The 14,306-nt window shown below is 65.4% G+C and carries 13 protein-coding genes; 8 read left to right on the top strand and 5 right to left on the bottom strand.

Going from position 1 to position 14,306, the window contains the following annotated elements:
- Positions 1–11: 11 nt before the first annotated feature.
- Positions 12–749 (bottom strand): competence/damage-inducible protein A, encoded by a 738-nt coding sequence (locus A7X65_RS01165; RefSeq protein ID WP_063682553.1) that lies wholly within the window; start codon positions 747–749, stop codon positions 12–14.
- Between the two features lie 278 nt (positions 750–1,027).
- On the opposite strand from A7X65_RS01165, the gene A7X65_RS01160 reads away from it, so the two are divergent.
- The 6 genes from A7X65_RS01160 to A7X65_RS01135 all read left to right on the top strand — a co-directional run bounded on the left by A7X65_RS01160 (position 1,028) and on the right by A7X65_RS01135 (position 6,559).
- Positions 1,028–2,446, top strand: a complete 1,419-nt coding sequence (locus A7X65_RS01160; RefSeq protein WP_063682552.1) for a circularly permuted type 2 ATP-grasp protein — start codon at positions 1,028–1,030, stop codon at positions 2,444–2,446.
- 4 nt (positions 2,447–2,450) lie between these two features.
- Positions 2,451–3,395, top strand: a complete 945-nt coding sequence (locus A7X65_RS01155) for an alpha-E domain-containing protein (protein ID WP_063682551.1) — start codon at positions 2,451–2,453, stop codon at positions 3,393–3,395.
- 194 nt (positions 3,396–3,589) lie between these two features.
- Positions 3,590–4,438 carry a transglutaminase family protein gene (locus tag A7X65_RS01150; protein WP_063682550.1) on the top strand — a complete coding sequence of 283 codons (849 nt, stop codon included), beginning with the start codon at positions 3,590–3,592 and terminating at the stop codon, positions 4,436–4,438.
- Positions 4,439–4,527: 89 nt separating this feature from the next.
- A complete protein-coding gene (locus A7X65_RS01145; RefSeq protein WP_063682549.1) occupies positions 4,528–4,935 on the top strand; it encodes a carboxymuconolactone decarboxylase family protein in 408 nt (135 codons plus the stop codon).
- Positions 4,936–5,017: 82 nt separating this feature from the next.
- Positions 5,018–5,776 (top strand): proteasome-type protease, encoded by a 759-nt coding sequence (locus tag A7X65_RS01140; protein ID WP_018647004.1) that lies wholly within the window; start codon positions 5,018–5,020, stop codon positions 5,774–5,776.
- A gap of 24 nt (positions 5,777–5,800) precedes the next feature.
- Entirely contained in the window at positions 5,801–6,559 is a 759-nt protein-coding gene (locus A7X65_RS01135) for an SDR family oxidoreductase (RefSeq protein WP_063682548.1), read from the top strand.
- Positions 6,560–6,712: 153 nt separating this feature from the next.
- Here A7X65_RS01135 and A7X65_RS01130 read toward each other — a convergent pair whose 3' ends face one another.
- Positions 6,713–7,951 carry an MFS transporter gene (locus A7X65_RS01130; protein ID WP_063682547.1) on the bottom strand — a complete coding sequence of 413 codons (1,239 nt, stop codon included), beginning with the start codon at positions 7,949–7,951 and terminating at the stop codon, positions 6,713–6,715.
- A gap of 183 nt (positions 7,952–8,134) precedes the next feature.
- On the opposite strand from A7X65_RS01130, the gene A7X65_RS01125 reads away from it, so the two are divergent.
- Complete coding sequence (locus A7X65_RS01125; protein WP_063682546.1) at positions 8,135–9,385, top strand: NupC/NupG family nucleoside CNT transporter; 1,251 nt, start codon at positions 8,135–8,137, stop codon at positions 9,383–9,385.
- Positions 9,386–9,391: 6 nt separating this feature from the next.
- Here A7X65_RS01125 and A7X65_RS01120 read toward each other — a convergent pair whose 3' ends face one another.
- Positions 9,392–10,609 carry a rhomboid family intramembrane serine protease gene (locus tag A7X65_RS01120; protein WP_082884794.1) on the bottom strand — a complete coding sequence of 406 codons (1,218 nt, stop codon included), beginning with the start codon at positions 10,607–10,609 and terminating at the stop codon, positions 9,392–9,394.
- A 270-nt stretch (positions 10,610–10,879) separates the two neighbouring features.
- Positions 10,880–11,407 carry a cupin domain-containing protein gene (locus A7X65_RS01115; protein WP_063682545.1) on the bottom strand — a complete coding sequence of 176 codons (528 nt, stop codon included), beginning with the start codon at positions 11,405–11,407 and terminating at the stop codon, positions 10,880–10,882.
- A 194-nt stretch (positions 11,408–11,601) separates the two neighbouring features.
- Between A7X65_RS01115 and A7X65_RS01110 the strand changes: the two genes are divergently transcribed.
- On the top strand, positions 11,602–13,728 hold the full coding sequence (locus A7X65_RS01110; RefSeq protein ID WP_063682544.1) for an O-linked N-acetylglucosamine transferase, SPINDLY family protein: 2,127 nt from the start codon (positions 11,602–11,604) through the stop codon (positions 13,726–13,728).
- Positions 13,729–13,911: 183 nt separating this feature from the next.
- On the opposite strand, the gene A7X65_RS01105 is transcribed toward A7X65_RS01110, so the two are convergent.
- The gene (locus A7X65_RS01105) at positions 13,912–14,199 is read right to left on the bottom strand and encodes an usg protein (RefSeq protein WP_063682543.1); all 288 of its coding nucleotides are present in this window, start codon (positions 14,197–14,199) and stop codon (positions 13,912–13,914) included.
- Between the last annotated feature and the right edge of the window lie 107 nt (positions 14,200–14,306).

Below are 14,306 nucleotides of genomic sequence, written 5' to 3'. Positions count from 1 at the left end.
AGTTGTCTCTGCTAGCGGGTGATATTCAATCCCGCCAGCATTTCCTTCACCGCCGCCATCGCGGCCGAGAGCTTGTCCGGATCGCGCGAGCGCACCACCAGGTTGGTGTTGGGCTTCTGCTCTTCGTCCATGAAGGGATAGCTGCCGATGATGGTGTCCGGGTGGGCCGCCGCGATCGCCCGCAGCGGGCTGCCGATGTCGCCTTCCCGCGCATTGGCGCGAACCGATTCGGAGAGCATGCGCACGCCCGACTTCAGCTTGGGCGAGACGATGTCCATCATCGCCTGCATGATCGAGGGCACGCCGGCCATCACGATGACATTGCCGATCTTGAAGCCCGGGGCGAGGATGGTCGCGCTCTGGATCAGCTCGGCGCCGTCGGGAATCCGGGCCATGCGCAGGCGGGCCTCGTTGAGGTCCTGCTCGCTCCAGCGCTCGCGGAAACGGGCAACCACCTCCGGATGGTGATCGATGCCGACGCCGAACGCCTTGGCGACGCTGTCGGCGGTGATGTCGTCATGGGTCGGCCCGATGCCGCCGGTGGTGAAGACGTAGGTGTAGCGATGCCGCAGTGCATCCAAGGCGGCGATGATGTCGGGCTCGTCGTCGGAGACGACCCGGACTTCCTTCAGGTCGATGCCGATATTGGTCAGGTACTCGGCGATGAAGCCGATGTTCTTGTCCTTGGTCCGGCCGGACAGGATTTCGTCCCCAATGACCAGAATGCCTGCCGTGACGATCTCGCTCATGCCTTAAGTCCCTCACCTATGCCTAGACTTTGCCGAGGTAACGCGTTGAAGTCACGCGGTTTTGCTGCCGAAATAAGCAGTCCTCAGCCATTTTTTCAGGCACGCCGCCGTCCGTCCCCGCTAAATCCTGCCAGTCCATGCTTATCGCGCTGGCCCGGCCCTTGCTACCACATGAAAGTCATGCACTGTTGATGCATGGCCACAGGACGTTGCGGTCTTCACCAGGGGCCGGCGGCCTGTCCAATGGCGCAACGCCTTGCGGAGACAAGTCGGGATCTATGGCAGTCGCGTTTGATGAAATGAATATTCCAGGCGGGGACCTTCGCCCCGCTTATCAGGAGCTGGCACGCTGGCTCAAGGAGACGCCTCCCGAGGCGCTCGAATATCGCCGCCAGGAAGCCGAGCTCCTGTTTCGCCGCATCGGCATCACCTTCGCCGTCTACGGCGACTCCGAATCCACCGAGCGCCTGATCCCCTTCGACGTGATCCCCAGGATCATGTCCGGCAAGGAATGGGCGCTGCTGGAGAAGGGCCTGAAGCAGCGCGTGAAGGCGCTGAACATGTTCCTGCGCGACATCTATCACGGCCGCGAGATCCTGCGCGCCGAGATCGTGCCCGACGACCTGATCTTCCAGAACCCGGTCTTCCGCCCCGAGATGAACGGCCAGCAGGTGCCGCACGACGTCTACGTGCACATCGCCGGCATCGACATCATCAGGGTCGATGCCAACGACTTCATCGTGCTCGAGGACAACGCCCGCACACCCTCCGGCGTGTCCTACATGCTGGAAAACCGCGAGATCATGATGCGGCTGTTTCCGGACCTGTTCGCCCGCCACAAGGTGGCGCCGGTCGAGCGCTATCCGGACGAGCTGCTGTCGGCCCTGCGCTCGGTCGCGCCGCACAGCGCTTCGAGCGAGCCGACCGTCGCCCTGCTCACGCCGGGCGTCTACAACTCCGCCTATTACGAGCACTCCTTCCTGGCCGACAAGCTCGGCATCGAGCTGGTCGAAGGCCGCGACCTCGTCGTCAAGAACAACGAAGTGTTCATGCGCACGACGGAAGGGGTGAAACGGGTCGACGTGATCTATCGCCGCGTCGACGACGACTTCCTCGATCCCCTCACCTTCCGGCCCGACTCCGCGCTCGGCGTGCCCGGGCTGATGTCGGCCTATGCGGCCGGCAACATCACGCTCGCCAACGCCGTCGGCACCGGCATCGCCGACGACAAGGCGATCTACTCCTACATGCCGGAGATCGTGAAATTCTACCTCGGCGAGGAGCCGGTCCTGAAGAATGTGCAGACCTGGCGCTGCCGCGAGCCGAAGGATCTCGCTTACGTGCTGGACAATCTCGGCGATCTCGTCGTCAAGGAAGTGCACGGCTCCGGCGGCTACGGCATGCTGATCGGCCCCGCCGCGACCAAGGCGACGATCGAAGCCTTCCGCGAGAAGCTCAAGCGCGAGCCGGAAGGCTTTATCGCCCAGCCGACGCTGGCGCTCTCGACGTGCCCGACCTGCACGGCGACGGGCCTTGCGCCGCGCCACGTCGACCTGCGGCCCTTCGTGCTCACCGGCAGCAAGCACACCACGATCGTGCCGGGCGGCCTGACCCGTGTCGCGTTGAAGGAAGGCTCCCTGGTGGTGAATTCGAGCCAAGGCGGCGGTACCAAAGACACCTGGATTCTGGACGAGTAGAGAGATGCTGTCGCGTACCGCCGAAAACCTCTACTGGCTCGCCCGCTACGTCGAACGGGCCGAATATCTCGCGCGCACGATCGATGCGACGCTGCGCGTCACGGCCTTGCCGGCCGCCTATATCGGCAAGACCAATGAATGGGACTCGGCGCTGCTCACCGCCGGCGTCGCCACAAGCTTCTATCAGACCTACGAGGAAGCCAACGAGCGCAACGTCGTCGACTATCTCTCGTTCTCGGCGGACAATCCCTCCTCGATCCGGAACTGCATCGAGGCGGCGCGGCTGAACTCGCGCTCGGTGCGCACCGCGCTCACCAGCGAGATGTGGGACACCATCAACTCGGCCTGGATCGAGTTGCAGGAAGTCTGGAGCAAGGGCACCTCGACCCGCGAGGAATTGGCAAAATTCCTGCGCTTCGTGCAGGAGACCTCGCTGCGCTTCGACGGCTCGGCCTACCGGACCATGCTGCGCAACGACGCCTACTGGTTCTCGCGGCTCGGCCTGCACCTGGAACGCGCCGACAACACCGCGCGCATCCTCGATGTGAAGTATCACGTTCTGCTGCCCGAGGAAGAGCATGTCGGCGGCCCGCTCGACTTCTATCAATGGAGCTCGATCCTGCGCTCGGTGTCGGCGCTGACGGCCTATCACTGGGTCTATCGCGAGACGCTGAAACCCTGGCTGGTCGCGGATCTGCTGATCCTCAACGGCACGCTGCCGCGCTCTCTGGCGAGCTGCTACGACAATCTCACGCGCAACCTCGACCAGATCGGCGTCGCCTATGGCCGCCAGGGCCCGGCCCAGCGCCACGCCCGCGGCATCCGCAACCGGCTCGAACACAGCAATATGAACGACATTTTCCAGCATGGCGTGCATGAATTCATTCAGGAATTCATCGCGGACAATTCCAGGCTGGGCGAAATCATTACGAAGCAGTATTTGATCTGATGTCCCCGACTGACGACATGGGATACCGTCATGGCCGGCAGAAGCGCGAAGCGCGTCTTCGCGCTAGACGTCCCGGCCATCCACGTTCTTGCTGTCGCGCGATGAGAAAGAACGTGGATGCCCGGGACAAGCCCGGGCATGACGAGCTTCTTCACAGCAGCAGTCGGGCCTAACCACGAACGACACGGTCCACCATGCGCCTGCGAATCCAGCACACCACGACCTATCGTTACGAGCCGCCGGCGACCAGCGTGATCCAGATCCTGCGCATGACGCCGTGCAGCCATGACGGGCAATACGTGGCGGAGTGGCAGATCGACGTCTCCACCGACACCAGGCTCGACACGCACGAGGATGCCTTCGGCAACGTCACCCATGTGCTGTCCTGCGGGCCCGTCAGCGACATCAAGATCACCGCCGAGGGGCTGATCGAGACCCACGACACGGGCGGCGTGCTGCGCGGCGCCGACGAACGCTTTCCGGCCGGCATGTTCCTGCGCGCAACCGACCTCACCACCGTCAATCCGGCGATGGCGGCGGTCGCGCGGCAGCTGCGCAGCGAGGCCGAGAGCGACAGGCTCGGCTTCCTGCACACGCTGATGAGCCAGATCAGCGACCACATGACCTTCGACGAGGACCCGACCAACAGCGGAACGTCGGCGGCCGAGGCGTTCGCGCTCAAGCGCGGCGTCTGCCAGGACTACGCGCACATCTTCATCGCCTGCGCTCGCAGCGGCGGCGTGCCGGCGCGTTTCGTCTCCGGCCATTTCCTGCGCTCCGACGGCACGGTGCATCAGGACGCCGGCCATGCCTGGGCGGAGGCCTACGTCGCCGATCTCGGCTGGGTCGGCTTCGATCCCGCCAACTGCATCTGCACCACGGACGCCCATGTCCGCGTCGCCATCGGCCTCGACTATCTCGGCGCGGCCCCCGTGCGCGGCACCCGCTATGGCGGCGGCGCGGAGACGCTGACGGTGGCCGTCAAGGTCGAACAGGCCGGCCGCGGCGGGCAATCGCAGTCGCAATCACAGCGGCAGGGCTAGCGCAGGCGCGCTCGTCGCAAGGCGCATGCCGGCGAACCGCATCGGGGTGCTATGATCGCAGGATCAGACCAGCGCCTGCGAGGACCCCCATGGCCACCGTAAAACTGCTTTCGGACGACGAGCTCTCCAGCGAGGCGCGCGCCGTCTTCGACGACATCCGCAAGGTCAGGCAGTCGGATTTCATCAACAATTTCTGGCGCGCGCTGGCGCATGATCCGAAGACGCTGCGGCGGACCTGGGAGAGCTTCAAGGAGGTGATGGGCCCGGGGGCGCTCGATCCCAAGGTGAAGGAGATGCTCTATGTCGCGGTGTCGGTCGCGCATGGTTGCAGCTACTGCATTCATTCGCACACCGCGAGTGCCCGGGCCAAGGGCATGACCGCGGCCGAATATGGCGAGCTGCTCGCGATCGTCGGCATGGCCGCGGAAACCAACCGGCTGGTTACGGCGCTCGGCGTTCCCGTCGATCAGGCGTTTCTGGCCGATGCCGCCGACTGAGGCCCCGCCCGCGGGAATCGGGGGTTGGAGTGGCCCCTGAAATTGGCTAGTAATTCCGCGCAAACGCGTTCGGGGACTGGAAATGACCTATTGCTGCGGAATCCTGGTTCGGGACGGTCTGGTGATGATCGCCGACACCCGCACCAATGCCGGTCTCGACAACGTCTCGACCTTCCGCAAGCTGCACATCTTCTCCAAGCCCGGCGATCGCATCATGGCGATCGCCAGCGCCGGCAACCTCGCCATCAGCCAGTCGGTGCTCTCCACACTGACCGAAGGTCTCGAAGACCCCAACACGGGCGAGGTCGAGACGCTGATGAACGCGCCGACCATGTTCCAGGCCGCCCAGCGCATCGGCCGGGCGATCCGCGCCGTGCACGCGACCGAGGGACCCGCGCTGAAATCCGAGGACGTCTCCTTCGACGTCTCCTTCCTGTTCGGCGGCCAGATCAAGGGCGCGCGCATGCGTCTGTTCATGGTCTACACCGCCGGCAATTTCATCGAGTGCACCACCGACACGCCCTACCTGCAGATCGGCGAGCACAAATACGGCAAGCCGGTGCTCGACCGCGCCATGCACTACGACGTCGAGCTCTACGAGGCGCTGAAGACCGGCCTGATCTCGATGGACTCCACCATGCGCTCCAATCTCGGCGTCGGCCTGCCGATCGACGTGCTGGTGGTGCGCACGGACGCCTGCGAGGCCGATCTCAACCACCGCATCGAGGCGGGCGAACCCTATTTCCACGATCTGCGTTCGCGCTGGTCGGCGGCCTTGCGCGCCGCGCACCAGAACATTCCGCGGCCGCCCTACAAGAACGAAAAAGAACCCAAAACCTGACAACCGAAGAAAAGGCAGGAAACGATGAGTGAAGCAAAGAAGATCGCAGTGGTGACAGGTGCGGGCACCGGTGTCGGGCGCGCGGCGTCGCTGGCGCTGATGAACACCGGCTTCACCGTGGTGCTGGTCGGACGCCGGATGGAGATGCTCGAGGAGACCGCAAAGCTCGGCCCCGCGGGCAAGAGCCTGTGCGTCACCGCCGACATGACCAAGCCGGACTCCATTGCCGCGCTGTTCGACAAGGTGAAGGCGACCTATGGCCGCCTCGACGTGCTGTTCAACAACGCCGGCATGGGCGCCCCTGCCGTGAACTTCGAGGACCTCAGCCTCGACCAGTGGCAGGCGGTGGTGAACACCAACCTCACCGGCCCGTTCCTGTGCACCCAGCACGCCTTCCGCATCATGAAGGACCAGAGCCCGCGCGGCGGCCGCATCATCAACAACGGCTCGATCTCGGCGCATGCGCCGCGGCCGTTCTCGGCGGCCTATACCTCGACCAAGCACGCCATCACGGGCCTGACCAAGGCCTCGAATCTCGACGGCCGCATGTATGACATCGCGGTCGGCCAGGTCGACATCGGCAATGCCGCGACCCCGATGACCGATCGCATGGTCAACGGCCCCGGCGTGCTGCAGCCCGACGGCACCACCAAGCACGAGCCGCGCATGGACGCGAAGGCGGTCGGCGATGCCGTCGCCTACATGGCCGGCCTGCCGCTCGACGCCAACGTGCTGACCATGACGGTGATGGCGACGAAGATGCCGTTCGTCGGGCGGGGCTAGTCGATATCTCGTGCCCCGGACGCAGCGCGGCATGCAATGACGCGCTGCTGAGCCGGGGCCCATGCCTCCGCGATTTCGCTCCTGGCCTTCTGGGTCCCGGCTCTGCGGCGCGTCACTTCGTGCCGCACCGCGTCCGGGACACGAGACCTCCCCCTACTCCAGACTGTCCACCTGCCGCAGGCTGGGAAACAGCTTCATCCACAACAGCGCCACCGCCACGGTGCAGACGCCGCCGAGCACGGCCGCCGGCATGGTGCCGAACAGGGCGGCCGTGACCCCGCTCTCGAACTGGCCGAGCTGGTTGGAGGCGTTGATGAAGAGGAAGTTCACCGCGCCGACACGCCCGCGCATCTCGTCGGGCGTGGACAGTTGCACCAGCGAGAAGCGGATCACGACGCTGATCGTGTCGGCCGCGCCGAGAATGGCGAGCGACAGCACCGACAGCCACATCCAAGGCGACAGCGCGAACACGATGGTGGCAACGCCGAACACGATCACGGCCTGGAACATGCGCAGGCCCACATGCCGCGCGATGGCGTGACGCGCCAGCACCATGGTCATCAGCAGCGCGCCGACCGCGGGCGCGGCGCGGAGCACGCCGAGGCCGAGCGGGCCGGTCTGCAGGATGTCGCGGGCATAGATCGGCAGGAGCGCGGTGATGCCGCCGAACAGCACGGCGAACAAATCGAGCGAGATGGTGCCGAGGATCGCGGGGTTGCTGCGGATGAAGCGGACGCCGGCGAAGATATTGTCCGCCTCGTCCATGTCCTTGGCGACGGCCTGCGGCCGCGGCCGGATAAAGCCGGTCAGGATCATCCCGAGAATCCAGAACACCAGCATCACGGCATAGGCAAGATGCGGTGCGATCGCATACGCGAAGCCGCCGAGCGCGGGACCGGTGATGGTCGCGACCTGCCCCGCACCGCTCGCGACGGCGGTGGCGCGCTGGAGCGATCCCTGCGGCGCGATCAGCGGCAGCAGCGCCGCGGTCGTCGGGCTCTCGAAAGCGCCGGCAATCCCGAGCACGAAGGTCGCGATGAAGATCTGCACCTCGCTGACCGCGCCGAGATAGGTGATGATGGCGAGGTAGAGCGCGGTCGCGGCTTCCACGAGCTGGCACAGCTGGACCACGCGCTTGCGCTCGAAACGGTCGGCGGCGTGGCCGGCGACGAACACCAGCAGCGCAGTGGGCAGGAACTGAACGAGACCGACCATGCCGAGGTCGAAGGCCGAGCCGGTGAGATCGTAGATCTGCCAGCCGATCGCGACCGCCGCGATCTGGCTGGAAAAGCGCGACAGGCTGCGCGAGAGCAGGAAGTACAGGAAGGCGCGATGGCGGAGCAGTGCGCCGGCGCTGACCGGCGGATTTTCGGATCTCGGCTGCTCTGGCATCGGCTGTTGGATCGTCCCTTCGACCGTCTCTTGGGGCACCCCGGACCGCTCGCCCCCTGATGTCGACGGGTCCTCGCGTGACTGAGGCCGGCCTGCTTGTCAACAGGCGGCGGCTTCCGGCGCGTCCCGGCATTGCCTTTGCAACGCACCCGCGGCCATAATCATTGAGGGTTTGGGAACATCATGCTTCGCCTGCAATCGGCACTCGGCATTTTCGCATTGCTGCTGATCACCTTCGCGCTCGCGGAGAATCGCCGCGCAGTGTCGCTGCGCCAGGCGGCGATCGGACTCGTCGCGACCTTCGCCACCGCGATTGTGCTGCTGAAGCTGCCCGTCGTCGCCCATGCCTTCGGCGCCATCAACGACGCGGTCGGCGCCATCTCGGCGGCTTCGCGCGCGGGCTCCGCCTTCGTGTTCGGCTATGTCGGCGGCGGCACCCCGCCCTTCGACGTCAAGGTGCCGGGCGCCGATTTCATCCTGGCGTTCCAGGCGCTGCCGATCGTGCTGGTCATGAGCGTGCTGACGACGCTGCTGTTCTATTGGCGCGTGCTGCCGCCGATCGTGCGCGGCATGGCCTGGCTGCTCGAACGCACGCTCGGGGTCGGCGGCGCGGTCGGGCTGTCGACCGCCGCCAACATCTTCCTCGGCATGGTCGAGGCGCCGCTGTTCGTGCGGCCGTATCTATCGCAGATGTCCCGCAGCGAGTTGTTTCTGGTGATGACCGGCGGCATGGCCGGCATCGCCGGCACCGTGCTGGTGCTCTATGCGACACTCCTTGCTCCTCTTATTCCTGATGCCGCCGCGCATTTCGTCATCGCCTCCGTGCTGGGCGCACCGGCGGCGATCCTCGTCAGCCTGATCATGGTGCCCGAAACCTCGGACAAGCGCACCGGCGGCGCGCTGGAGGATCCGGAGATGGACGTCGCCAGCACGATGGATGCGATCGTGAAAGGCACGAGCGCGGGGATCGAGCTGCTGATCAACATCGTCGCGATGCTGCTGGTGCTGGTGGCATTGGTCTATCTCGTCAACGCCGTCCTCGGTCTCTTGCCCAACGTCGGCGGCGCCGCGATCTCGCTGCAGCGCCTGCTCGGCCTCGTGATGGCGCCGGTGTGCTGGCTGATGGGATTGCCGTGGGACCAGGCGGTGACGGCCGGCAGCCTGATGGGCACCAAGACCGTGCTCAACGAGTTGATCGCCTATGTCGACTTCTCGAAGCTGCCACCCGATACGCTCGATCCGCGCTCGCGCCTGATCATGCTCTATGCGATGTGCGGCTTCGCCAACTTCGCCAGCCTCGGCATCATGATCGGCGGGTTAGGTGTGATGGCGCCGGACCGGCGCGAGGAGATCAACGCCCTCGGGCTGAAGTCGATCGTGTCAGGGACGCTGACGACGTGCCTGATGGGCGCGGTGGTGGGGGTGCTGACGTAGGTCCCGTCAGTCGCACAGCTTCGACTTCCTCGAGATACGGCGCAATTCGCCCGACTTGGCGCTGCACGACTCGACCGCCATGGCCTTCGCCTCGCTGTTGCGTCCCTGCACCCGCAGCAATTCCGCCAGGACGGCCTGCGCCATCGTGCGCACCGGCCCGCCTGCCACGTCCGATGCGGCGAGCGACATGGCGGTTCGCACTTCCGCCTCGGCGGGACCGGCGCTGTTTTGCTCCATGAAGTAGATCGCACGGAACAGATGAGCGCGCGGGTCCCTGGGGTAGCGGGTGACGAGATCGAAAGACCGGCTGGCCATCTCGCGAGGGGTCGCCGGCAGCTCCGAGGCGCGCACATACTGCAAGGCATCGGTCATGTAGGACGAATAATGCGCGGCAGCGAAGCCGGCGCAGATCAGCGATCCGGCGAAACCCGCCAGCAGCGTCATGCCGGCGATCCGCGGCAGGCCGTCGAAGGAACAGAAGACGAGCCATGGCGCGAGGGCAAGCGCGCCGCCGGCCAGCGCACCGCCCGCATGGGCAAAATAGTCGACATTGCCGGACGCGCCGAAGGCAAGCGGCAGCAATGCAGGAACGCCGAAGAACAGCGATGTCTTCAGTCGCGACATCGTTTGATCGGCGTCCGCTTCGGGATCGAAGCTCGCGACGAACAGCGCGGCGATGAGGCCGGTGATGGCGCCGGACGCGCCGACGCCCGGCATGCCCGGCGCATTGCCCAGCAGCGAGCCGGCCTCACCGACCAGGGCGCCGGCAACGAAGATCAGCGCAAACCAGCCGCGCCCGATCAGCGGCTCCAGCCTGACGCCGACGATGAACAGCGCAACGCAGTTGCCGAGAAGGTGCCAATGGCTGCCGTGCAGAAGCGGCGCAAGGCCAATCCGCCACCACTCTCCCCTTCCGACAACCAGATCGTAGCTGGTCGCGCCATCGGCGATCAGCGAGCGGACATCGAGCGAGCCGTCACGCCCAACGTCGATGGCCAGAGCGCGTTGCAGGGCGAAGATCAGCAGCAGACCGAAAATCAGGCCAATGGTGAGGAAGGGAATATCGGCGAGCAGCTTGTTGTCGCCGAAAAGCGTGTCCTCGCCGGACGAGCGTTCGACGCTGTCACGCATGATCGCCGGCGCGACCGGCGCGGCGACAGGTTGAAACGATGCTCTCGGGGGCGGCGCCACGACGCCGCGTCGGCCAAACGTATTGGTCGCCATGAAAACATTTCCCGCATGTTCACGGCCTCAAACTGACGCGCGGGGTGTTTTCGACTGGTTAGCGGCGCCGTGCGGGACGCAACGGAACCCTGGGATTGATGACTGCCCGGTTTCTCCGATCCGGCGGATTTTAGCGACCGGTTTGAAGTAGCCCGGATGCTACGAAACTCTCTCCCCGTCATTGCGAGCGAGGCGAAGCAATACAGACCGTCTGCCCGGGCACATTTCTGGATTGCTTCGCCTCGCTCGCAATGACGGCTGTGAGAGCACCTACGCCTTCAGCTCGACCGTCCTGAACTCCGCCGGCAGGATCACCTCCAGCAACTCGACGTCATCGGAATAGTCCAGGATCATGTGCTTGATCTTCGGCGGCTGGGTCCAGGCGCTGCCCTCCTTCATCAAGGTCTCGCCCTGGCCGTCCATGTAGGTCTTCACCCAGCCCTTGAGCACGTAGACCATCTGGAATTCAACGTCGTGGAAGTGCAGCTTCGAGACCTCCGCGGGATCGCAGGGGCCTTGCAGGCGGATCACATGCGCCTGCGCGAGGCCATGGGTCGCAGCGGCGATACCGAGGTCGCGGTATTTGGCGTAGGTGCGCAGGCCGTCGGCGCGAAAATCTTCCTCGCGGTGATGGCTGATCGCGATGCGCTGCCTGGGACGTGCGGCCTTCTTCGGTGCTGCCGTGCGGGCCTTCGCCTTCACCGCCTTGCGTGCCGAGGATCGCACCGCCGCCTTGGCGCTGCTCCGCTTCTTCACCGCGGTCTTGGTTGCGGGTCTTGATGCCTTTTGCCTGGCCATTGTCTGCCTCCCTGATCCGGGCCGCGCCCGGACGGGTGCAACCCGGCCGCAGACTATCCACTCCTGGACGGGGCGGCAAACGTGATGGCCCGCCCCGGCGTAGCTTGCCCCAGGCTGTCGTGCCGAAGGACCCCCGTCTCGTATTCGCTCCCTCGCCGACTTAATCTCGCCGGGAGATTCTGGGGGATTGATTCATGAGCAACAGCGTAGGTCAGCGTGCATTTCACAATGCCCGGCTTCAAAAGCGGCAGAAGGCCGACGTGCTGCCGTTGCTCGGACAGGCCCTCCAGTTGCACAAGCAAGGGCTGATCGCCGAGGCCCGGACTGCCTATCGCCTCGTCCTGCAGCTCGCGCCCAACCAGTTCATCGCGCTGCATATGCTCGGCAGCCTGGAGACCGACGCCAAGAATTATGAGCAGGCCGAGCTCCTGCTGAGCCGCGCGGTCGTCGTGGATCCGCAATCGGCCGACGCCCACATGGGCCGCGGCATCGCGCTGAACAAGCTGCGGCGCCATGACGAAGCCCGCGAGAGCTATCGACGGGTCCTCGCCCTGCGCCCCAACTACGCCCAGGCCCTGTCCAATCTCGGCAATGCGAGCGTGACCCTCGATCTCATGGAGGCCCTCGCCTGCTTCGACAAGGCGCTCGCAATCGACGGAAACCTTGCCGAGGCCCACAACGGCCGGGGCTGGGTGCTCTATCGTCTGAACAATTTTGACGAGGCGATCGCAAGCTTGAACCGCGCGCTGTCGATCAAGCCGAACTATGCCTCGGCACTGGCAAATCGCGCCGGCGCATTGCGCGAGCTTCTGCGCTTCGACGAAGCCATGGCGGATTGCAACCGGGCCATCGCCCTGGCGCCCGACGACATGAGCGGGTGGCTCGGCCGCGCCGGCGTCTCGCTGCAGATCCAGCAAATGGCCGACGCACTGCACGATTGCGAGAAGGCTCTCGAGATCGATCCCGAGGCCGCCCGCGCGCACCTGTTGCGGGGCGTTTGCCTTGCCGAACTTGGCCGGGTCCAGGAGGCCATCGCCAGCTTCGACCGCGCCCTCGAGATCCAGCCGGACCTGCCGAGCGCAATCTCCAACAAGATCTTCACGCTCGACTTCTTGGCGGATGCCAGCGTCGAGCTGCACCAGCAGGCGCGCCGCGTCTGGTGGGAGCAGATCGGCGCGAATATCGCGGCAGAAGCTGCGAGGCCGCACGACAACGACCGCGATCCGGACCGCCCCCTCGTGCTCGGCTACGTCTCGTCGGACTTCAACGCGCATTCGGCCGCGTTCATCTTCAAGCCGGTGCTGCAATATCATGACCGGGATCAGTTCGAGGTGGTCTGCTACTCGTGCTCGTCCAAGGTGGATCCGGCGACCGAGGAATTCCAGAAGATCGCCGATCGCTGGCGCGACGCCTCGCAATGGAGCGACGATCGCCTCGCCGAGGAGATCCGCGCCGACGGCATCGATATCCTGATCGATCTGTCCGGCCATACCAAGGGAAACCGCCTCGGCGTGTTCGCGCGCAAGCCGGCGCCGATCCAGGCCCATGGCTGGGGCCACGGCACCGGCACCGGGCTGCCGACGATCGACTATCTGTTCTCGGACCCGGTCGCGATTCCCGCCGATGTCCGGCACCTGTTTGCGGAAACCGTCGTCGACGTGCCCTGCTTCGTGACGCTGGAGCCGCTGCCGATCGAGCTTGCGCAGGTGTCGACGCCGGCGATTTCGAACGGCTTCGTCACATTCGGCGTCTTCAACCGCGTCAGCAAGATTTCGGACCAGGCCGCAACGGCCTGGTCCAGGATCCTGGAGCGCGTGCCGGGCTCACGGCTGCTGATCAAGGATGTCGCGCTGGACGATCAACTGGTCCGCGACAATCTGATGGCGCGGCTTGCAAGCTGCGGCGTGCCGGTCGAACGCGTCGAACTGCTCGGCAAAACGCTGCGTATCGATCACCTGGCGGCATACAACCGCGTCGACATCGCCCTCGACCCGTTCCCGCAGAATGGCGGCGTCAGCACGCTGGAAGCCTTGCAGATGGGCGTGCCGGTCGTGGCGAAGCTCGGCAACAGCCTGCCCAGCCGCGCCGCCGGCTCCATCCTCACCGCGATCGGACTGCCGGACTGGGTGACTGACAGCGAGGAAGGCTATGTCGACATCGCGGTGAGCCGTGCGGCCGAGCTCGGCGACCTCGACAGGCTGCGCGGCGAATTGCCCGGACAGGTCAGGGCTGCGGCCGCATGCAACCCGGTGTCCTACGCGCAGGCGGTGGACGAGGCCTATCGCGCGATGTGGAAGCGCTATTGCGACAGCGCCGCCTGATTGTGTGTGTAGGCTTCGCGTGGCCGCGCGCCGGACGCAGCTCCAACGCAGCTATCGTAGGGTGGGCAAAGCGAAGCGTGCCCACCACTGTTAGATGCGATCACGGAGAGATGGTGGGCACGGCGCTAGCGCGCCTTTGCCCACCCTACGAGACCGGTGCTCGCCGCGAGACCTGACTCGCCCTCAATGCAGCCGGAACACGCCGTCCACGGCGCGCAGCTCGGCCGGCTTGATCAGCTTGGAATGGGCGACGGTGACCGAGAACAGCGGACCCTCGAGCTTCTCCTGCCAGAAGGCCAGGAAGTCGGTCAGCGCAGGGAATTTCGGAAACATGTCGTAGTTCTGCCAGACATAGGTCTGGAGCAGCGAGGGATGATCCGGCATCCGGTAGAGAATTTGTGCCGTCGTCAGCCCGTAGCCCAGCATCTGTTTCCGGAAGTCCTCGGAAACGCCCCCAACCCGCAGTCCCATGCCAACCTCCTTTGCAGGAGCGCATTCAGGGGCGGCTTTCCGGTACGCTACGACGAGCCCCCCGGTGGAGATGCGCTCACATGAGAGAAATGTGACGCAAACTGAGA

Origin of the sequence: Bradyrhizobium stylosanthis, assembly GCF_001641335.1 — a bacterium.
Classification (GTDB): Bacteria; Pseudomonadota; Alphaproteobacteria; order Rhizobiales; family Xanthobacteraceae; genus Bradyrhizobium; species Bradyrhizobium stylosanthis.
Note: the sequence above shows the minus strand (reverse complement) of the source record. Positions and strands in the feature narration are given on the sequence as shown.

Coding starts and splice junctions, on each gene's coding strand:
- A7X65_RS01165 (WP_063682553.1), bottom strand. CDS start 749: ATGAGCGAGATCGTCACGGCAGGCATTCTGGTCATTGGGGACGAAATC.
- A7X65_RS01160 (WP_063682552.1), top strand. CDS start 1,028: ATGGCAGTCGCGTTTGATGAAATGAATATTCCAGGCGGGGACCTTCGC.
- A7X65_RS01155 (WP_063682551.1), top strand. CDS start 2,451: ATGCTGTCGCGTACCGCCGAAAACCTCTACTGGCTCGCCCGCTACGTC.
- A7X65_RS01150 (WP_063682550.1), top strand. CDS start 3,590: ATGCGCCTGCGAATCCAGCACACCACGACCTATCGTTACGAGCCGCCG.
- A7X65_RS01145 (WP_063682549.1), top strand. CDS start 4,528: ATGGCCACCGTAAAACTGCTTTCGGACGACGAGCTCTCCAGCGAGGCG.
- A7X65_RS01140 (WP_018647004.1), top strand. CDS start 5,018: ATGACCTATTGCTGCGGAATCCTGGTTCGGGACGGTCTGGTGATGATC.
- A7X65_RS01135 (WP_063682548.1), top strand. CDS start 5,801: ATGAGTGAAGCAAAGAAGATCGCAGTGGTGACAGGTGCGGGCACCGGT.
- A7X65_RS01130 (WP_063682547.1), bottom strand. CDS start 7,951: ATGCCAGAGCAGCCGAGATCCGAAAATCCGCCGGTCAGCGCCGGCGCA.
- A7X65_RS01125 (WP_063682546.1), top strand. CDS start 8,135: ATGCTTCGCCTGCAATCGGCACTCGGCATTTTCGCATTGCTGCTGATC.
- A7X65_RS01120 (WP_082884794.1), bottom strand. CDS start 10,609: ATGGCGACCAATACGTTTGGCCGACGCGGCGTCGTGGCGCCGCCCCCG.
- A7X65_RS01115 (WP_063682545.1), bottom strand. CDS start 11,407: ATGGCCAGGCAAAAGGCATCAAGACCCGCAACCAAGACCGCGGTGAAG.
- A7X65_RS01110 (WP_063682544.1), top strand. CDS start 11,602: ATGAGCAACAGCGTAGGTCAGCGTGCATTTCACAATGCCCGGCTTCAA.
- A7X65_RS01105 (WP_063682543.1), bottom strand. CDS start 14,199: ATGGGACTGCGGGTTGGGGGCGTTTCCGAGGACTTCCGGAAACAGATG.